This window comes from Acidovorax sp. HMWF029, from assembly GCF_003060895.1.
Classification (GTDB): domain Bacteria; phylum Pseudomonadota; class Gammaproteobacteria; order Burkholderiales; family Burkholderiaceae_C; genus Acidovorax.
This window is the reverse complement of sequence record NZ_QAIH01000110.1, coordinates 17,158-35,691: the sequence shown is the minus strand read 5'-3', so window position 1 is coordinate 35,691 and position 18,534 is coordinate 17,158. Positions and strand designations below refer to the sequence as shown.

General features: G+C 63.1%; 16 protein-coding genes and 1 tRNA gene. 8 read left to right on the top strand and 9 right to left on the bottom strand.

Annotated features, from left to right (window positions below; genetic code table 11):
• The first annotated feature begins 145 nt into the window (after positions 1-145).
• The 3 genes from DBR12_RS07565 (at position 146) to efp (ending at position 2,953) form a co-directional block, all read left to right on the top strand.
• The gene (locus DBR12_RS07565) at positions 146-1,054 is read left to right on the top strand and encodes a LysR family transcriptional regulator (protein WP_108616693.1); all 909 of its coding nucleotides are present in this window, start codon (positions 146-148) and stop codon (positions 1,052-1,054) included.
• A complete protein-coding gene (gene earP / locus DBR12_RS07560; protein ID WP_108616692.1) occupies positions 1,051-2,235 on the top strand; it encodes an elongation factor P maturation arginine rhamnosyltransferase EarP in 1,185 nt (394 codons plus the stop codon). The genes DBR12_RS07565 and earP overlap by 4 nt, the downstream gene beginning before the upstream one ends.
• Before the next feature lie 163 nt (positions 2,236-2,398).
• A complete protein-coding gene (efp, locus tag DBR12_RS07555) occupies positions 2,399-2,953 on the top strand; it encodes an elongation factor P (RefSeq protein WP_108616691.1) in 555 nt (184 codons plus the stop codon).
• Positions 2,954-3,094: 141 nt separating this feature from the next.
• On the opposite strand, the gene rimO is transcribed toward efp, so the two are convergent.
• From rimO to DBR12_RS07530, 5 genes are all read right to left on the bottom strand, one after another.
• Entirely contained in the window at positions 3,095-4,486 is a 1,392-nt protein-coding gene (gene rimO / locus DBR12_RS07550) for a 30S ribosomal protein S12 methylthiotransferase RimO (protein WP_108616690.1), read from the bottom strand.
• A 178-nt stretch (positions 4,487-4,664) separates the two neighbouring features.
• The gene (gene phaR / locus DBR12_RS07545) at positions 4,665-5,225 is read right to left on the bottom strand and encodes a polyhydroxyalkanoate synthesis repressor PhaR (RefSeq protein WP_063459464.1); all 561 of its coding nucleotides are present in this window, start codon (positions 5,223-5,225) and stop codon (positions 4,665-4,667) included.
• A gap of 542 nt (positions 5,226-5,767) precedes the next feature.
• A tRNA-Val gene (locus DBR12_RS07540) sits at positions 5,768-5,844 on the bottom strand.
• A gap of 121 nt (positions 5,845-5,965) precedes the next feature.
• The gene (locus DBR12_RS07535) at positions 5,966-8,179 is read right to left on the bottom strand and encodes a bifunctional (p)ppGpp synthetase/guanosine-3',5'-bis(diphosphate) 3'-pyrophosphohydrolase (RefSeq protein WP_108616689.1); all 2,214 of its coding nucleotides are present in this window, start codon (positions 8,177-8,179) and stop codon (positions 5,966-5,968) included.
• Positions 8,176-9,138: an alpha/beta fold hydrolase gene (locus DBR12_RS07530; protein WP_108616688.1), complete on the bottom strand. Its 963-nt coding sequence runs from the start codon at positions 9,136-9,138 to the stop codon at positions 8,176-8,178. The genes DBR12_RS07535 and DBR12_RS07530 overlap by 4 nt, the downstream gene beginning before the upstream one ends.
• 117 nt (positions 9,139-9,255) lie before the next feature.
• Between DBR12_RS07530 and DBR12_RS07525 the strand changes: the two genes are divergently transcribed.
• Positions 9,256-10,038 (top strand): 3-hydroxybutyrate dehydrogenase, encoded by a 783-nt coding sequence (locus DBR12_RS07525; RefSeq protein ID WP_108616687.1) that lies wholly within the window; start codon positions 9,256-9,258, stop codon positions 10,036-10,038.
• Between the two features lie 210 nt (positions 10,039-10,248).
• Complete coding sequence (locus DBR12_RS07520; protein ID WP_108616686.1) at positions 10,249-10,671, top strand: hypothetical protein; 423 nt, start codon at positions 10,249-10,251, stop codon at positions 10,669-10,671.
• 40 nt (positions 10,672-10,711) lie between these two features.
• Here DBR12_RS07520 and DBR12_RS07515 read toward each other — a convergent pair whose 3' ends face one another.
• Positions 10,712-11,605, bottom strand: coding sequence for an AraC family transcriptional regulator (locus DBR12_RS07515; protein WP_108616685.1), 894 nt, complete (start codon positions 11,603-11,605; stop codon positions 10,712-10,714).
• Positions 11,606-11,736: 131 nt separating this feature from the next.
• Between DBR12_RS07515 and DBR12_RS07510 the strand changes: the two genes are divergently transcribed.
• Positions 11,737-12,516 (top strand): SDR family NAD(P)-dependent oxidoreductase, encoded by a 780-nt coding sequence (locus DBR12_RS07510; RefSeq protein ID WP_108616684.1) that lies wholly within the window; start codon positions 11,737-11,739, stop codon positions 12,514-12,516.
• A 106-nt stretch (positions 12,517-12,622) separates the two neighbouring features.
• Here DBR12_RS07510 and DBR12_RS07505 read toward each other — a convergent pair whose 3' ends face one another.
• Positions 12,623-13,336: an SIMPL domain-containing protein gene (locus tag DBR12_RS07505; RefSeq protein WP_108616683.1), complete on the bottom strand. Its 714-nt coding sequence runs from the start codon at positions 13,334-13,336 to the stop codon at positions 12,623-12,625.
• A gap of 216 nt (positions 13,337-13,552) precedes the next feature.
• Between DBR12_RS07505 and ompR the strand changes: the two genes are divergently transcribed.
• The gene (ompR, locus tag DBR12_RS07500) at positions 13,553-14,284 is read left to right on the top strand and encodes a two-component system response regulator OmpR (protein WP_010460834.1); all 732 of its coding nucleotides are present in this window, start codon (positions 13,553-13,555) and stop codon (positions 14,282-14,284) included.
• Between the two features lie 7 nt (positions 14,285-14,291).
• Positions 14,292-15,815, top strand: coding sequence for a sensor histidine kinase (locus tag DBR12_RS07495; RefSeq protein ID WP_108616682.1), 1,524 nt, complete (start codon positions 14,292-14,294; stop codon positions 15,813-15,815).
• Between the two features lie 90 nt (positions 15,816-15,905).
• On the opposite strand, the gene DBR12_RS07490 is transcribed toward DBR12_RS07495, so the two are convergent.
• Both DBR12_RS07490 and DBR12_RS07485 read right to left on the bottom strand, forming a co-directional pair.
• Positions 15,906-16,346, bottom strand: coding sequence for a nuclear transport factor 2 family protein (locus DBR12_RS07490; RefSeq protein ID WP_108616681.1), 441 nt, complete (start codon positions 16,344-16,346; stop codon positions 15,906-15,908).
• A gap of 29 nt (positions 16,347-16,375) precedes the next feature.
• Positions 16,376-18,445: an NADPH-dependent 2,4-dienoyl-CoA reductase gene (locus DBR12_RS07485; RefSeq protein WP_108616680.1), complete on the bottom strand. Its 2,070-nt coding sequence runs from the start codon at positions 18,443-18,445 to the stop codon at positions 16,376-16,378.
• Between the last annotated feature and the right edge of the window lie 89 nt (positions 18,446-18,534).

Sequence of the window (18,534 nt, the reverse complement as noted above, 5' to 3'; positions counted from 1 at the left end):
GAATCCATGGAAGTACGTTTCTCCTGAAGGTATGAAACCTCGGCGGGGGTGGCGAATGATGCGCACAGTCCGCCCGCCTGCAAAACGCTGATGCAACAAGCCGCCATCGCAAACCGGCATGGCAACTTGCTACCATCGGCGCCCCATGAAACTCGATCCCATTTCCCTGCGCCTGTTTGTCGCCGTCATGGAAGAAAACACCATTGCTGCTGCTGCCGCACGCGAGCACCTGGCGGCTTCGGCCGTGAGCCGCCGCCTGGCGGACCTGGAGGGCACGCTGCGCGTGGAGCTTTTCACCCGCAGCAACAAGGGCACCGAGCCCACAGCAGCCGCTTACGCGCTTTTGAACCTGGCGCGTGGCGTGCTGAACGACCTGGATGGCATCGCCAGCCAGATGCGCGAGTACGGAACCGGCGTGCGCGGCCATGTGCGCGTGGTAGCCAACATCTCGGCCATCACGCAGTTCCTGCCTGCGCAGTTGCAGAGCTTCATGGCGCTGCACCCGCAGGTGGATGTGCGGCTGCAAGAGCAGATCAGCACAGCCATCGCCCAGTCGGTGGCCGAGAACGCGGCCGATGTAGGCATCCTCAACCAGGGGCACTACGGCGACCGCGTGGTGCAGTTGCCATACCGCCGTGACGAGTTGGTGCTGGTGGTGCCCACGGGCCATGCGCTGGCACGCCGCAAGTCGGCCCACCTGGCCGACGCCCTGCCCTACGATTTTGTGGGCGCCCACCCGGGCAGTGCCATCAACAACCAGCTGACCCGCGCAGCATCAGAGGCAGGACTGCCGCTGCGCCTGCGCATGCAGGTCACCAGCTACGACGCGCTGTGCCTGATGGTCGCGGCCGGCCTGGGCGTGGGTGTGATGCCGCGTGGCAGCGCCGCCCTGTACAGAGGCTCACAGCCCATCCGCGTGATCACGCTGAGCGAGCCTTGGGCACATCGGCAACTGGTGCTGTGCGTGCGCTCCGAGGAATCCCTGTCCAGCGTGGCACGGCTGTTAGTGGAACATCTGCGCGCTGACGCGCCACAACAGGGAGACATGGCATGACCGCCAAGACGCCCGTCAACCCCGTCAACCCCGGCTCCTCCGCCCCCGCAGCGCTGCAGTGGGACGTGTTCTGCCGCGTGATCGACAACTTTGGCGACATCGGCGTGTGCTGGCGGCTGGTGGCCCAACTGGCCGGTCTGGGCCACCGCGTGCGCCTGTGGGTGGACGACGCCTCAGCCCTCACGTGGATGGCGCCCGCAGGCTGCCCGGGCGTTGAGCTGCGCGCCTGGGGATCGCCCCCGCCCGGCGCCCACGAGCCAGCGCCCGATGTGATGGTGGAAGCGTTCGGCTGCGAAATTGCTACTGAATTCATAGCATATAGCGCAAGCCAGTCGCGCGCAAACGGCCAAAAACCGGTCTGGATCAATCTGGAATACCTGTCGGCAGAGAGTTATGTGGAGCGCACCCACCGGCTGCCGTCGCCCCTCCTGTCGGGCCCCGCTGCGGGCTGGACACGCTGGTTCTTCTACCCCGGCTTCACACCCGCCACGGGCGGGCTGTTGCGCGAAGACGACCTGCTGGCCCGGCGGCAGGCGTTTGACCGCACCGCCTGGCGCCAGGCGCACGCCGACGCGTTTGGCCAGGGCAGCGACTGCCCAGGCCAGCGCTGGGTGTCGCTGTTCTGCTACGAGCCCGCCGCCCTGCCTGAGCTGCTGCAGCGCAGCCAGGCCCGACCCACGCAGCTGCTGGTCACCCCGGGCCGCCCCACGGCGGCGGTGCAGGCTGCGGTTGGTGCGGCTGGCGCCACCCATCTTCATGATCCAAATGCTGCCCTGCGCGCACCTGGCAAGCTCGGGCAGCTATACATTTCATATCTTCCTGCACGCACCCAAACGGCATTTGACGACATGCTGTGGGCCTGCGACCTGAACTTTGTGCGTGGCGAGGATTCGCTGGTGCGGGCGCTGTGGGCCGGGCAGGCCCTGGTCTGGCAGATCTACCCCCAGCACGACAACGCCCACCACGACAAGCTGCGGGCGTTTCTGGACTGGCTGCAAGCCCCGGCATCGCTGCGGCAATTCCACGCCACCTGGAACGGGCTGGACACCGCGCCCCTGCAGTGGCCCGGCGATGACACCCTGGCCGAGTGGACAGACTGCATTGGGGCTGCGCGCACGCGCCTGCTGACGCAGGACAACCTTGTGGCGCAACTTTTGGGCTTTGTCGCCGAAAAACGGTAAAATCCGAGGCTTTGCGCAAATCAGGTGCGGCACACCGGTGCCCAGCCCTCGCGCATTCCCGCCGCGGAACATGCATCGGCACGGCGCGCCTTCTGCCTCCCCAGCGAGACAACAGAAAGCCACCGGCCCGCGCGTTGAGCGGCCCCAACCCAAGCAACTCGCTATGAAAATCGCTCAAGAAATCCGCGCCGGCAACGTGATCATGCACGGCAAGGACCCCATGGTTGTCCTGAAAACCGAATACGCCCGCGGCGGCCGCGGTGCAGCCACCGTGCGCATGAAGCTCAAGAGCCTGATCGGCAACTTCGGCACCGAAGTCGTGTTCAAGGCCGACGACAAGATCGACAACGTGATCCTGGACAAGAAGGAGTGCACCTACTCCTACTTCGCCGATCCCATGTATGTCTGCATGGACACCGAGTACAACCAGTACGAAGTCGAAGCCGAAAACATGGGCGACTCGCTGAACTACCTGGAAGACGGCATGGCCGTGGAAGTGGTGTTCTACGACGGCAAGGCCATCTCGGTCGAACTGCCCACCAGCGTCGAGCGCGAAATCACCTGGACGGAACCCGCAGTCAAGGGCGACACCTCCGGCAAGGTCATGAAGCCTGCCAAGATCGCCACCGGCTTCGAAGTGCCCGTGCCGCTGTTTGTGTCGCAAGGCGACAAGATCGAAATCGACACGCGCACCGGCGAATACCGCAAGCGCGTCTAAGGTACCCTGAGGCACCCTCGGCCCCGGTCCACAAAAAAGGCTTCCTTCGGGAAGCCTTTTTTATTGGCATTTTGGGGCCTTTGCGCGCAACAGATGCGCGCTTTTAGCTATCAAATAAATAGCAATCACACATTCAGCACGTCACACCGGCACGGCCACCAGATCGTGCCCCTGCGTGCCCACGATGCGCGCCTTGGTGAACTCGCCCACCTTGAGCTGCTTGCTGATCTTCTCGGGCGGCAGCAGGTGCACCACACCATCAATCTCGGGTGCGTCGGCATAGCTGCGGCCCCGGCCACCCTTCTTGCCCAAAGCGGGGGCATGGTCCACCAGCACCTGCATGGTGGCACCCACACGGCGCTGCAGCTTGGCGATCGACACCTCTTCGGCCACAGCCATGAAGCGGGCGCGGCGCTCTTCGCGCACCTCCATGGGCAGCATGCCGGGCAATTCGTTGGCAGCGGCTCCATTCACGTCGCTATAGGCAAAGCAGCCCGCGCGGTCGATCTGGGCCTCGCGCACGAAGTCGAGCAGATGTTGGAACTCCTCTTCCGTCTCGCCAGGGAAGCCCGCAATGAAAGTGCTGCGAATGACCAGCTCAGGGCAGGCCTCACGCCAACGCTGGATGCGCTCCAGGTTGCGCTCGCCGCTGGCGGGGCGCTTCATGCGCTTGAGCACATCGGGATGGCTGTGCTGGAAAGGCACGTCCAGGTACGGCAGCACGCGCCCCGTGGCCATCAGCGGGATGACCTCGTCCACACTAGGGTACGGATACACGTAGTGCAGGCGCACCCAGGCGCCATACGGCTCGGCGATTTCGCCCAGGGTCTGCACCAACTCCAGCATGCGGGTCTTGACGGGCTTGCCGTCCCAGAAGCCGGTGCGGTACTTCACGTCCACGCCATAGGCAGAGGTGTCCTGGCTGATGACCAGCAGCTCCTTCACCCCACCTTCGAACAAGGCCTTGGCCTCGCTCAGCACATCACCGATGGGGCGCGACACCAGATCGCCACGCATGGAAGGGATGATGCAAAAGGTGCAGCGGTGGTTGCAGCCCTCGCTGATCTTGAGGTAGGCATAGTGCTTCGGGGTGAGCTTGATGCCCGCAATGCCAAAACCACCGGGCACCAGGTCGATGAACGGATCGTGCGGCTTGGGCAGGTTCAGGTGGACGGCGTCCATCACCTCCTGCGTGGCATGCGGCCCGGTCACGGCCAGCACGCTGGGGTGCATCTGCCGCACCATGTTGCCACCGTCATCGCCCGTGCGGGCACCCAGGCAGCCGGTGACGATCACCTTGCCATTCTCGGCCAGCGCCTCGCCAATGGTGTCCAGGCTTTCCTTCACGGCGTCATCAATGAAGCCGCAGGTGTTGACGATAACCAGATCTGCGCCGTGGAAGGTCTTGGAGGTTTCATAGCCCTCGGCGCTCAGTTGCGTGAGGATGAGTTCGGAATCGGTCAGCGCCTTGGGGCAGCCCAGGCTGACAAATCCGACTTTGGGTGTTTTTGTGGGGGAGAGTGCTTCGCTCATAGCCCCGTATTGTCCCAGTTCCGGCGCCTGGCCGGTGAGGGAGCCCCTCCAGTTCGGCAGGTGCCACGTTTTTTGGAGCGGTGGAACCGGCCCAGCGCAAGGCCGGTGCCACCGGAGATCCAGCTATTCCAAGCTGCCGCCCCCCACCTGGGCGAGCCAAGCAAGGGCTCGGGATGCCTTACCTCTTCAACCCGAACGCACCCAGCATCTGCTCGGTCTGCTTTTGCATCTGCTCCTGCATCTGCGTGAGCATGGACTGCGACTGCTCCACATAGTTGCCCATCATGCCCTTGAGCATGGGCGACTGCAGGTTCATGAACTGCGCCCACATCTCGGGCGTCACGCTCTGCGACTGTTCGGCCAGCTTGGTCTGCACATCCGTAAAGGCCTGTACGTTCTTTTCCAGGTAAGCCCCCATGAAGCCCTGCATGGCATGGCCATAGAACCGGATGATGTTGGCCAGCACGGCCTCGGTGAACATGGGGGCACCGCCAGCCTCTTCTTCCAGAATGATCTGCAGCAGGATGCTGCGCGTGAGGTCTTCGCCCGTCTTGGCATCGCGCACCACCACCTGCTGGTGGTCCATGACCAGTTGGCGCACTTCAGCCAGGGTGATGTAGGTGGAGGTGTCTGTGTCGTACAGACGGCGGTTGGGGTATTTTTTTATGACGCGCTGGGCCGACTTGGACGCGGCACTTTTCTGTTCGGACACAACGAACTCCTCGGGCTCGAAACCCATGTATTGCAGTGCAGCACATTCTAGGGAGAGTGCACCACCGCAGCGGCAAAGGAATACCCTGATGGGGCGCCGACATCACATGTCGCAATCGCGACACCCCAAATTCACACGGCATGGCGGCACCATGGACCGTCAGCATGCCCGCTCCTGCTTAAGCCCTTTGCGGCTGATGCCATCGGGGCAAAAAAAAAAGCCCGCACGGGGCGGGCTGAACTCTTACCTTGAAGCAAGAGGGAGGGAGGTCGTCAACGCAGCGAGCGTGACAGAGAGATCTTATGAGTCGCTTAAGACACACACTGGGCAAGAGACGCAACAGATCTGTCGGGACGTAACGCCCGCGACCGCCGCATAAACCGCCGTAAAAGAAAGAACGGGAAAAAGGAGGGACTTGGGCGCTGTTGCCTGCGGCTTATCACCACAGGCAAGGCAAATCGATTGCAACGGTAGAAACGGTCCGAAAAACAAAAAAGCCGCCCAAAATGGCGGCTTTGTTTTTCCCAAGTTTTCAAAAACACTGAAAGCTGGTTTCTTTCAGAAAAACTTGGTAGGCGCGATTGGACTCGAACCAACGACCCCCACCATGTCAAGGTGGTGCTCTAACCAGCTGAGCTACGCGCCTGTCGTTGTTTAGACCACGATTATAGCCACAAAAATCAGCTCCCCGAAAAAGCCGCGAAACAAATCATATGAAGCGGTAGCATGACCCGGCCAGTGGCCTTCCCGCCCCCAGGCGGCCCACCTCATCGCCGGCGCGCAGAACGCACGCCCTGTACGCCGGCCACAATCCCTAGTACCTTGTTCAGGCGCCCCGAGTCGGACACCTCCACGGTGAACGTCATCCATGCAGTGCCTTTGACCGACTGGGTCTGCACGCCGATCACATTGGTTTTCTCTCGGGCAAAGACCTCAGAGATGTCGCGCAGCAGGCCCTGCCGGTCAGCGGCCTCCACAGCCACATCCACCGGGTACACGGCGGCAGTGGCTGCCTGCTTGGGCGCCCCCCACTCCACATCGATCACACGCTCGGCACTGCGCGCCGCCATCTCACGAAAGTTACTGCAATCCGCACGGTGCACGCTCACCCCTTTGCCACGCGTGACAAAACCACGAATGGCATCGGGCGGTGCGGGTTTGCAGCATTTGGCCAGTTGCGTCATGAGCGAGTCGATGCCCACCACCAAAACACCGCCCTTGGGGGCTGCGTCGTTGGTCCGCGTTTTCTTGAGCAGCAGGAAGTCATCGGGCTGCAGCACGGGCTCGGGCGGACGCAGCACCGTTTCGATGTTGCGCAGCGAGAACTCGTCCTTGCCAACCACTTCAAACAAGGCATCGGCCGATTTGAAGCCCAGCTGCACCGCCAGGTCGTCGAGCTTGATCGCGGTCTTGCCTTCGCGCTGCAAGAGTTTTTCGACAGATTCGCGGCCACGGGCCACGGTTTCGTGGGTGGCCTGGGCATTGAACCAGGCACGCACTTTAGCCTTGGCTCGGTGGCTGGTGAGATAGCCCAATTCGGCATTGAGCCAGTCGCGCGACGGGCGCCCTTCCTTGACGGTGGAAATCTCCACCGTCTGTCCGTTTTGCAACGGCGTGTTCAGCGGCACCATGGCGCCATCGACCTTGGCGCCCCGGCACCGATGGCCCAGGCTGGTGTGTACTGCGTAGGCAAAGTCCACGGGCGTGGCTCCCTGCGGTAGCTCGACCACGGCAGCATCGGGCGTCAGCACATAGATGCGGTCCTCGAACAGCCCCCGGTTGGGCAGAGCGCCCGCCAAATCCCGCTCCCACGCCAGCAGCTGGCGCAGTACCGCAATCTTGGCGTCGTACTCGCCGGTAGCAGACACACCGGCATAGCCCTTGGATCCAGCCTCCTTGTAGGCCCAGTGAGCCGCAACGCCGTGCTCGGCGTGTTCGTGCATGGCCTGAGTGCGGATCTGGATCTCGATGGGCTTTCCGTTGTCGTCACGCACGATGGTGTGCAACGACTGGTAGCCGTTGGGCTTGGGCTTGGCGATGTAGTCGTCAAACTCTTCCACGATGGGTTTGAACTGCTCATGCACCCAGCTCAGTGCTGCATAGCAGTCCTTGACCGTGGGCACCACCACGCGCAGCGCGCGGATATCAAACACTTGATCGAAGTTGAGCGACTTGCCGCGCATCTTCTTGACAATGCTGTAGATGTGCTTTGGACGCCCCTGCACGCTGGCGCTGATACTTCGCGCGCGCAGGTCGGATTCGAGCCGGGCACGCAGCTGCTCCATGTACACCTCGCGCTCGCCCCGCTTTTCGTCGAGCAGGCGGGCCACCTCCTTGTATGTGTCGGGCTCCAGGAAGCGGAAGGACAGGTCTTCCAGTTCCCACTTCACCTGCCAGATACCCAGGCGGTTGGCTAGTGGCGCAAACACCTGCAGCGACTCGCGGGCCAGACTGGGCGACACGGGGCGCTTGCTGGCCGCATGAAAGCGCAAGGTCTGTAGCCGCGAAGCCAGGCGCAGCATCACCACCCGCAGGTCGCGCGAGAAAGCGAGCAGCATCTTGCGCACGTTCTCGGTCTGCACCGCAGGGTCCTCCAGATGCTCGGCGGTGCGGGCCTGCCGCTGCACACGCATGAGCTTGGTCGTTTCCACTGCCAGCGCCGCAAAATTGTCGCCAAAGGCCTTGGCAATCACATCTTCCGGCTTGTTAAGGTGCACGCAGGCATAGACGAGATAGCTTGCAGCCTGCATGGCCTCCGAGCCCCCGATGCCCTTGAGGATGGCGGCCACTGCATCCGCATGGGTCAGCGTGTTCTCGCCGGAATCCAGGGTCTCACCAGCCATCAGTGGCTCAGCAAAAGCACGCGCGCGCGCCAGCGCATCCACATGCTCGGGCAGCGATTGCGCGGTGGCGGCAATGAGCTGCGGAACGGTGTCGGTCTGAAGGGGAAAGGACGCGAATGAAGGAGGGTTGGTTTTCATCCGGCCACAACACCTTCCGCAGCCAGCAGGAACTTGGTGACGACCGCGACCTGATCGGCAGCCACTAGGGTAGGCGCATGCCCCACCTCCTCAAACTCCACCACGCGCGCCCGAGGGCCGCGCTCTGCCATCGCCCGCGCCGTCGCGCGAGAGAGCAGATCCGACTGCGCACCACGCAACAGCAGCGTGCGCGCCTGGATATGGTCGTACAGCGGCCACAACGCGGCCTCGCCGGCTGCAGCGGACTCTGGGGTCAGGGTCTTGAAAGGCACGGCAATCGCGGGGTCGTAGTGCAATGTGATGCCGCCCCCCTCAGACTCGGGCAGCGCGCGCACCATGGCACGCGACAACTCCAGCCACTGGGCTGGCGTGTGCGGGCCAAAACTGGTGGAGATAGTCCACATGGCATCGGCGGCCTGTTGTAGCGAAGCAAACTGCGCCAGTTGCCCCAGGTACTGGCCGATACGCTGCAGGGCCTCCCACTGGATAACCGGCCCCACATCGTTGAGCACCAACCTGCGCACCGGCAACGGCAACCCCGGCTGACCTGCAATGCCCATTCCAATCAACCCGCCCATGCTGGTGCCCACCCAGTCCAGCGTGGTGATGGCCCCCTGCTTCTGCAACTGCGCCAGCAAAACCAGCATGTCGGCCGCGTAATGCGGAATCTGGTAGCCCATGGGGTCGGCCAGCCAGTCGCTCTGGCCGCGCCCCACCACGTCGGGGCAGATCACCCGCGCATGCGCACTCAACACACGCGCCAGAGTGTCGAAGTCGCGCCCCTGGCGCGAGAGGCCATGCACGCAGACCACTACATGCGGATGCGCCGGATTGCCTGTGGCATTCCACTCCCAGTAAGCCATGCGGTGTTGCTGCGCTGGAGCGGGCGTGCGGTCCGGGGCCACTGGCGGGGCGGCAGAGCCCGGGCACAGTACGTAGTTCAGCGTAGGTTCATTCATGGGTGCGAAATCCGGGATCGGCGCTCGATAATGCTTGCGGAAGTCGCCATACATCGCACAAGCCATGGTTGCCGACTTTCCCTTGCGTGGCATCGTAATTCATTCGGAGAGACTCTCATGCTGAAAGGCAAAACCGCCCTCGTCACCGGCTCCACCAGTGGCATTGGCCTTGGCATCGCCAAGGCGCTGGCCCGCCAGGGCGCCAACATCGTGCTCAATGGATTTGGCGATGTGGATGGCCCCCGCGCCGAAGTGCTAGCGGCTGGAGAAGCTGCTGGGGCCAAAGTGGACTACCACGGCGCGGACATGAGCCGGGCGGCCGACATCGAAGACATGATGAAATACAGCGCCGCACAGTTTGGGCGCGTGGACATCCTGGTGAACAACGCAGGCATCCAGCACGTAGCCAACGTAGAAGACTTCCCCGTGGAGCGCTGGGATGCAGTGATCGCCATCAACCTCACAAGCGCCTTTCACACCTCGCGCCTGGCGCTGCCGGGCATGAAGAGTGCCAACTGGGGCCGCATCATCAATGTGGCGTCGGTGCATGGTCTGGTGGGCTCCGCCCAGAAAGCGGCCTATGTGGCCGCGAAACATGGCGTCGTAGGCCTGACCAAGGTCATGGCGCTGGAGAACGCCACCACGGGCGTGACCTGCAACGCAATCTGCCCCGGCTGGGTGCTCACGCCCCTAGTGCAAAAACAGGTGGACGCCAAAGCCGCCGAGCACGGCCTGTCGAACGAGGATGCCAAGAAGCTGCTACTGGGCGAGAAGGAGCCTTCGATGCAGTTCACCACGCCCGAAGAACTGGGTGAGCTGGCCGTGTTCTTTTGCTCCCCAGCGGCCAACAACGTGCGCGGAGTGGCCTGGAACATGGATGGCGGCTGGGCTGCCCAGTAGCCCCCTGCACGCAGCCTTCTGCAACTGCGGCCCCGGGGCCCCTGCCCTGCGGGCCCCACCTACACTGGAACCTGCCGTTCTCGCATTCTCTTAGGCAGAGGGCGAGGAAGCTTCCTAGAATGGGGTTGTCCTCCAAAAAAAACCGCTGGGGCAAATTGCCTCTTTCATGCAGGCCCCTGGACGACGCCCCACCACGGGAGGAAACCCGCGATGTCTGCCGCACTGATTACCGCCATGTTCTTCACGGTGGCACTGCTCGTGACCACGGCGTACTTCATCATGGGCTCCATTCCGCTGCTGTTCCTCAAGCATGATACGCCGCTGGATGCCCGTTTTGTACGCGGATTTTTCCATGTCTACTACGTCTGCGCCTTTGCGACAGCCTCCGCCACGGCGATCAGTTTTGCTCTGGCAGGCCACCCTGACATCGCCTTCGGCGCAGCCCTACTGGCAGCAATCGCTGTAGTACTGCGCAACAAAATCATCCCAAATATGGATGCGCTAGGGGCGCAGATCCAGTCGAACTACATGGACGCCATCCCGGGGTTCCGCAGAACCCATACCATAGCCATCCTGATCAACCTGCTCCAACTCACTGTGATCGTATGGGGGCTGATCGACTACAGCAAGTAGCTTCATCGGCCCAGCCAGCACAAACACCAGCAAAGACTGTTCACGCCACCGAACGCGTCCTGTCTTTTGCGGCTTGTATATCGCGTACCGGTGGCAAACCAAAAAGTCGGCCATATTCGCGGGTGAACTGGGGCACGCTTTCATAGCCCACGGCAAATGCAGCGCTGCTGGCACCGACTCCCTCAGCCAGCATCAGCCGCCGCGCCTCTATCAGGCGCAGCTGTTTCTGGAACTGCAGCGGCGACAAAGAGGTGACAGCCCTGAAATGCTGATGAAAGGATGAGGGGCTCATGCCTGCCAGCGCCGCCAGGCTCTCTACTGGCAGGGGCTGCGCAAAATCGGCACGCAGCACGGCAACTGCGCGCGCCACCCGCTGAGCATGGCTGCCAGGCCAGCCCAGGCGGCGGATGGCTGCGCCGTGCCGCCCAGCCAGCAACCAGTAGTGCAACTCGCGCACCAGGGATACGTGCAGGAGCGGAACGGCTTCTGGCCGCTCCAGAAGGCGCATGAGGCGCAGGGCCACATCGGCCACCTCGGCATCGGTGGGATCCACGTGCACGGGGGCGTGGTCGCCACCGGGCACAGCCCCCATCTGTGCCGACAGGTCGGCAATCACCGGCAGGCTCAGCTCGAGCGCGATCGAAAGATATGGAGCTGCGGCGCTGGCACGGGTGATCTGGCTCACCGTTGGCACATCCGCCGTGATCAACAGTGACTCGCCCGCCGAGAATCCATAGGTCTGCGCTCCCATCGCCACCCGCTTGCTGCCCTGCAGAACCAGGCAGACAAGGGGCTGCGCAATCGCGTGCAACAGTCCGCTGGGCTCGGTAGCACGCACCGTGCTCAGTCCGGGGATGGGGGTCTGCACCACGCCCCCCTGGCGGGCATGGGCTTCGGCATAGCGGCTCACCGCCTGGAACAAGGGCGTCGTCATGCCTCAAGCGTACCTGCACACAGACCTCTCGGCACTGAATTTGGAGAATCAGGCAAAAATCAAGGGGGTTTCGGCAGCCAGCAAAAGCCATGGAACCGGACACTGGACGGCATCACACACTGGAGTTCGCCATGACGCAAAGCACCCCCTCGCACACCCCCACCATCACTCTCGTTACCGGCGGCAGCCGGGGCCTGGGCCGCAATACCGCGTTGAGCATCGCCAGGGGCGGCGGCGATGTGATCATCACCTACCGCAGCCAGACCGAGGAAGCACAGGCTGCCGTGGCCGAAATCCAGGCCCTGGGCCGCCGGGCTGTGGCGTTGCAACTCGATACCGGAGATGTCACCACCTTCGCCCCTTTTTGCCATCGTCTTGGCGCCTTGTTGCAAGAAACTTGGCGACGCGACCGCTTCGACCACTTGGTCAACAATGCTGGCCATGGCGACTACGCTGCATTTGCGGCCACGAGCGAAGCGCAGTTCGATCGTCTCGTCAATGTGCACTTTAAAGGGGTGTTTTTTCTCACCCAGGCGCTGCTGCCACTGATCAAGGATGGTGGGCGCATCGTGAATTTTTCGACTGGTCTCACCCGCCTGTCGCTCCCGGGCTACGCGGCCTACGCGGCAGCCAAGGGGGCCGTGGAGGTGCTGACGCGCTACCTGGCCAAAGAACTCGGCGCACGCGGCATCACCGTCAACACAGTGGCGCCAGGGGCCATCGAAACCGACTTCGGCGGCGGCGTGGTGCGCGACAACCCTGAACTCAACCAGCATCTGGCCCACATGACGGCCCTGGGCCGCGTGGGCCTGCCCGATGACATCGGCCCCATGGTGGCAGGCCTGCTGGCGCATGCCAACCGCTGGGTGACCGCACAAAGGATCGAGGTATCCGGTGGACAGGCCCTTTGAGCACGCCTGCTGGCGGCCTGCCACTAAACAACAAAGCTGAGAATCCCAGGCCGCGCGGCACACAGCCTACTCCATCGGCATGGCAGGCGATTGAAGGCTGCCCGCCTCAGCGCATTTGCACGGAGCCAGAAACAGTCACTACCACCTGTGCCTTGCCTGCTTCCACAGGCACCGCCGCATCAGAGAACGACGACGACTTGGCTTCCATCGCCATCATGCGCGGACGGGGACCAGGCGACATCTCATTGCTGTTCACCGCCACTTCGCGCAGGCTGTAGTTGGCAAAGCCAAAGCCCTTGGCCAACTCGGCCGCCCGGGCCTTGAACTGCTCGATGGCCTGAGTCTGCGCCTCGGTTTCAACCTTGGCACGGGCCTCGCGCGAGAGCGCAAAAGCGACCTGGCTGATGGGCATGGATGGGATCTTGCCAGCCGTCGCAGTGATGCGCGCGAAGTCGCGCCCCTCCAACACCAGCTCGGCCCGACCCTGCCAGCCATTGATCTTGCCGTCCTTGGCATAACGCGGGTACAGCCCAAAAGGCCCGGTGCGCACCTCCAGCTGCCCAGTCTGCGCATTGCGCTTGGCTTCAGCCAGGGCTCCGTCGAGCGCCTGCTTGAGCTGGGCCTGTACGGCAGCAGCGTCCGGGCCATCTTTGCTGGCCGAAAGAGTGAGCACCAGCAGATCCTGCTGCGCCTCAACCATGCCGGAGGCCGCCAACTGCACCACGTTGCGTGGCTCCTGAGGGGCGGTTACCTGCGCCATGGCCGAGCCAATACAGGCCAGCAAAGCCGCAGCGGTGATCAGACGGGTCGTGATTTTCATGGGAAGTAGCCTTCTGGAAAGAGCGCGCAACAGACAATCCGATTGCGCAGGCCGCCACCTTACCCGCCGCAAAGCGCCGTTCTGTGAAACGGCGGTAGCGAGTGTGCGAAGCCGGGCAAAACTTGTAACAGTTGGTCAAACACACCCCCAAAAACCGAACTTCGGCGTTCCAAATGGTCAGAATCGGCTCTGTTACAAATTGGACTTGGGATCAACATGGCCACAACAACCAATCGCACCGACAAAGTTCTGGTGGTAGACGACGACGCGCGAATCCGCGATTTGCTGCGCCGCTACCTCACACAAGAGGGCTTTGAAGTCATGGTCGCCGAAGACGGCAAGGCGCTCAATCGCCTGCTGCTGCGCGAAACGGTTGACATCATCGTGCTGGATCTAATGATGCCCGGCGAGGATGGCCTGTCGATCTGCCGCCGCCTGCGTGCCGCCAATGACCGCACGCCCATCATCATGCTCACAGCCAAGGGCGAAGACGTGGACCGCATCGTGGGGCTGGAAGTGGGCGCCGACGACTACCTGGGCAAGCCTTTCAACCCCCGCGAACTGCTGGCACGTATTCACGCCGTGCTGCGCCGCCGCCCTGCCCAGGAAGCACCGGGCGCGCCTTCGGGCGACAATGAGGTCGTGACCTTCGGCCCCTTCACCTTCGACCTGGGCACGCGCGCCCTGCAACGCAATGGTGAAGAATTGCCACTGACCACCGGCGAGTTCGCCATGCTCAAGGCCCTTGTGCGCCACCCGCGCCAGCCCCTATCGCGCGAAAAGCTAGCCCTTCTAGCCCGCGGTCGCGAGTTTGAACCCTTCGACCGTAGCCTGGACGTACAGGTCTCGCGCCTGCGAAAACTCGTGGAAGTGGATGCCGCCGCGCCGCGCTATATCCAGACCGTATGGGGCGTGGGCTACGTGTTCGTGCCGGACGGTACGAGCTGATCCGCTCATGTACAAGACCGAGGGCAAGCGCAGGCAGTCATCTCACAAATCAGTGACAGCTTCGGAAGCCACCAGCCCCGCGCCCCTGGAGGCTATCCGTCGGGCGCGGGAGCAGCGCGCACGCGTGGGCCTCAACCTGTTCTGGCGCACTTTTTTTCTACTGGCGTTGTTGTTGGTGGGCAGCATCCTTGCATGGCTGCAGACCTTGCGCGCGCTTGAATTCGAGCCACGCACACTGCAGACTGCCCAGCAAATTGCGTCACTCGTTAACCTGAGCCGCGCAGCGCTTGTGCACTCCGACGCCATCGCACGCGTGTCCCTCATTAAGACCATGGCCGACCAGGAAGGCGTGCGCATCCTGCCGCGCGAGCCGAAGGACAAATATGCGTTGCTGGACCCCACCGCCTTAGGCAACCGACTGACCGACGAGCTGACCCTGCGGCTAGGGCCTGACACCATCGTGGCCCAGAGTGTGAATGGAGAAAACGGTCTGTGGGTGGGCTTCAACATCAATGGGGATCCCAACTGGCTGTTGATGGACCGCTCTCGCTTCAGCCCGGCTGGTGGTCGCACCTGGCTGATATGGCTGATAACGGCTGCCGCACTATCGCTGGCAGGCGCCGCTGCCATCGCGCGCCTGATCAATCGCCCACTCAAGCAGTTGTCCTATGCAGCCAACCGGGTCAAAGATGGCGACTTCGCCGCCAGTCATCTGGATGAAGAGGTAGTAACCAGTGAAATCCGCGAAGTGAACATCGGGTTCAACCGCATGGCCCAGAAGCTTGCGAAGCTGGAGCAAGATCGCGCGGTTATGCTGGCTGGCATTTCGCACGACCTGCGCACGCCTTTGGCGCGGCTGCGGCTGGAAACCGAGATGAGCGTGACCGACGAGGTAGCCCGCGAGCACATGGTCGCAGACATCGTGCAGCTGGATGCCACCATCGACAAGTTCCTAGACTACGCACGCCCCGACCACGTCACGCTCACGCCCATCAATCTGCATGCTGTGGTCTCGTCCTGTGTGTATGCGGTGCAGGACCACCGGGAGTTGCAGATCACCATGAACGTGCCCGAAGACCTGAACGTGCTGGCCGACGAAGTGGAGCTGGCCCGCGTAATCTCCAATCTGCTGGAAAACGCACGACGCTATGGCAAGACCGAGGAAACAGGCATCACCAGCGTGGACATCGTTGCCAAGAGCCGTGAGCGATGGGTGCTGATCAAGCTGCGGGACCATGGCGCGGGAGTACCCCCTGAGCAGCTGTCCAACCTGACCAAGCCGTTCTTTCGAGGCGACTCAGCCCGTACGGCGGCTGCGGGTGCGGGTCTTGGTCTGTCCATCGTGGACAAGACGGTACAGCGCATGGGCGGGATTTTCGCCCTGGCCAACTCCAGCACCGGAGGACTGGTGGCCCACCTGCAACTGCAACGCGCCACAGACCTGCCTGAAGGCGTAGACCCGAAACAACGCCTGCAACGCCCCTCCGTCAAGCGACAACTGCCGCGCAGACGGGCGGAGGACAAGCTGTAGCTTGCGGCCGCGCCGCACGCATCAAGGCGGCATTCACCAGGACGTTAAGCAGGAGAACCGCACAGAGCAGGTGCTGTCCTCCTTTGCCTTTCAGACCTTGGTCTTGAAGGCTGGCAACTTGTCCCCCAGGCGCGCGCCCATTTCCGTGCCCAGGGCCTGCAGGCCGCTCAGGGGGCGCACCATGACCTCGAACTCCGTAATCTGCCCCTGCTCATTGAAACGTACGAGGTCGATCCCCTTGAGCTGCTTGTCGCCCACGCGAGCGCTGAACTCCAGCACGATGTTCAGGCCGTCGTCGGTGGCCAGCTGGCGGTGGTAGGTGAAGTCCTCGAACACCTGGATCACAGTGGACAGCGCCAGCATCAACGCCGGTGCCGAGGTGTAGGCCGTATTCGCCATGGGCGAGCGGAACACCGCGTCGGAGTGCACGATGCTCAACAGGTTCGACAGGTCGCGGCTGGCCACCATCTGGTGCCAGATCTCCAGCGAACGGGCGACGGCGGGGTGGGTGTTCTTCGGGGTTTCGGTCATGGAATGCCTCCTGGGGTGAGAATCGGATATCAGATGCGGGCGGCGAGCGTCGTGCCCTGCAGGATGGCGCGCTTGGCATCGAGCTCGGCGGCCACGTCGGCACCGCCGATGAGGTGGGTGCACTGGCCGGCAGCCAGGAGTGCGTCGTAAAGCGCACGCAGTGACTCCTGGCCGGCGCAGACCACGATGTGGTCGACCTCCAGCACCAGGGACTCGCCACCATCGATGCGAACATGAAGTCCCGCGTCGTCCACGCGCTCGTAGGCTACGCCCGAGCTCATGCCCACGTTGCGCGCCTTGAGTGAAGTGCGGTGGATCCAGCCCGTGGTCTTGCCCAACTGGTCGCCGACCTTAGTGGTCTTGCGCTGCAGCAGGTGCACTTGGCGCGCAGGCAGCTCCACTTGGGGGGAGCGCAAGCCACCGGCATGGGCAAAAGCAGTGTCGATGCCCCATTCTTCATTGAACTTGGCGGGCGCCAGAGCACCGCTCTCGCCTTCGTGCGTGAGGTATTCGGCCACGTCGAAGCCGATTCCGCCCGCGCCGATCACAGCCACACGTCGGCCCACGTGCTTCTTGTCGCGCAGCACGTCCAGGTAGCTCAGTACCTTGGGGTGGGTGATGCCCTCAATGTCCGGCGTGCGCGGCTGTACGCCCGTGGCCACCACCACCTCGTCAAAGCCCTGGCCCGCCAGATCGTTCGCTTCCACCCGGGTATTCAAGCGCACATCCACGCCATGCAGATCCAACTGGCGGCGGTAGTAACGCAAGGTCTCGTAGAACTCCTCCTTGCCCGGCACCTGCTTGGCGATGTTGAGCTGGCCGCCGATCTCTGCCGCCGCATCGAACAGCACCACGGCATGGCCACGCAGCGCAGCAGTGACGGCAAAACTAAGCCCAGCGGGACCTGCCCCGACCACGGCGATGCGCTTTTTAATCGCTGTTGGCTCAATGACAAGTTCCGTCTCGTGGCAGGCGCGGGGGTTGACCAGGCAGCTCGTGATCTTGCCGCCAAAGGTATGGTCCAGGCAGGCCTGGTTGCAGGCGATGCAGGTGTTGATCTCGTCGGCCCGGCCTTGGCGTGCCTTGCGCACGAAGTCGGCATCGGCCAGCAGCGGCCGCGCCATGGACACCATGTCGGCGCAGCCCTCGGCCAGTAGGCGCTCGGCCACCTCGGGCATGTTGATACGGTTGGAGGTTATCAGCGGTATGCCCACCTGCCCCATCACCTGCTTGGTCACCCAGGCATACGCCGCACGCGGCACCTTGGTGGCGATAGTGGGTATGCGCGCCTCGTGCCAGCCAATACCGGTGTTGAGAATAGTGGCGCCCGCCGCCTCGATGGCCTGCGCCAGCTCTATCACCTCGGCCAGGGTGGAGCCGCCCTCCACCAGGTCGAGCATGGACAGGCGGTAGATGATGATGAAGTTCGGGCCCACGCGCTCGCGCGTGCGCCGTACGATCTCGACCGGAAAGCGCATGCGGTTGGCATAACTGCCGCCCCACACGTCGTCGCGCTGGTTGCTGCGCGCAGCGATGAACTCGTTGATCAGGTAACCCTCGGAGCCCATCACCTCCACGCCGTCGTAGCCTGCATGCTGCGCAAGCGCTGCGCAGCGGGAAAAGTCAGCTATGGTCTGCTCCACCTCATCGGCCGATAGTGCATGCGGCACATGGGGGTTGATGGGTGCACGCAAGGCGCTGGGCGCCACCAAGTCGCGGTGGTATGCATAGCGGCCGAAGTGCAGGATCTGCATCGCGATCTTGCCACCCTCGGCGTGCACGGCCTGGGTCACCTTGCGGTGCTGTTCGGCCTCGTGCTCGTTGACCAGCATGGCCCCGCCCTGCATGGGCCGACCGCGCTCGTTGGGTGCAATACCGCCCGTGACGATCAGCCCCACCTCGCCGCGCGCCCGCTCGGCATAGAAGGCAGCCATGCGATCGAAGCCGTTGGCCACCTCTTCCAGCCCCACGTGCATGGAGCCCATGAGGACGCGGTTCTTGAGGGTAGTGAAGCCCAGGTCCAGCGGAGCATGGAGGTGCGGGTAGGGGCTTTTGCCAGCCGACAGCGGGGCCGAGGCGGATTCAAGGGCGGCATTCATCGTAGATCTCCTTTGTTTTTATGCAACTAGTTGCACAAATATAGCGAACACCCCACATTAATGCAACTGATTGCATAAACAACGGGCTG

Coding starts and splice junctions, on each gene's coding strand:
- DBR12_RS07565 (WP_108616693.1), top strand. CDS start 146: ATGAAACTCGATCCCATTTCCCTGCGCCTGTTTGTCGCCGTCATGGAA.
- earP (WP_108616692.1), top strand. CDS start 1,051: ATGACCGCCAAGACGCCCGTCAACCCCGTCAACCCCGGCTCCTCCGCC.
- efp (WP_108616691.1), top strand. CDS start 2,399: ATGAAAATCGCTCAAGAAATCCGCGCCGGCAACGTGATCATGCACGGC.
- rimO (WP_108616690.1), bottom strand. CDS start 4,486: ATGAGCGAAGCACTCTCCCCCACAAAAACACCCAAAGTCGGATTTGTC.
- phaR (WP_063459464.1), bottom strand. CDS start 5,225: ATGGGTTTCGAGCCCGAGGAGTTCGTTGTGTCCGAACAGAAAAGTGCC.
- DBR12_RS07535 (WP_108616689.1), bottom strand. CDS start 8,179: ATGAAAACCAACCCTCCTTCATTCGCGTCCTTTCCCCTTCAGACCGAC.
- DBR12_RS07530 (WP_108616688.1), bottom strand. CDS start 9,138: ATGAATGAACCTACGCTGAACTACGTACTGTGCCCGGGCTCTGCCGCC.
- DBR12_RS07525 (WP_108616687.1), top strand. CDS start 9,256: ATGCTGAAAGGCAAAACCGCCCTCGTCACCGGCTCCACCAGTGGCATT.
- DBR12_RS07520 (WP_108616686.1), top strand. CDS start 10,249: ATGTCTGCCGCACTGATTACCGCCATGTTCTTCACGGTGGCACTGCTC.
- DBR12_RS07515 (WP_108616685.1), bottom strand. CDS start 11,605: ATGACGACGCCCTTGTTCCAGGCGGTGAGCCGCTATGCCGAAGCCCAT.
- DBR12_RS07510 (WP_108616684.1), top strand. CDS start 11,737: ATGACGCAAAGCACCCCCTCGCACACCCCCACCATCACTCTCGTTACC.
- DBR12_RS07505 (WP_108616683.1), bottom strand. CDS start 13,336: ATGAAAATCACGACCCGTCTGATCACCGCTGCGGCTTTGCTGGCCTGT.
- ompR (WP_010460834.1), top strand. CDS start 13,553: ATGGCCACAACAACCAATCGCACCGACAAAGTTCTGGTGGTAGACGAC.
- DBR12_RS07495 (WP_108616682.1), top strand. CDS start 14,292: ATGTACAAGACCGAGGGCAAGCGCAGGCAGTCATCTCACAAATCAGTG.
- DBR12_RS07490 (WP_108616681.1), bottom strand. CDS start 16,346: ATGACCGAAACCCCGAAGAACACCCACCCCGCCGTCGCCCGTTCGCTG.
- DBR12_RS07485 (WP_108616680.1), bottom strand. CDS start 18,445: ATGAATGCCGCCCTTGAATCCGCCTCGGCCCCGCTGTCGGCTGGCAAA.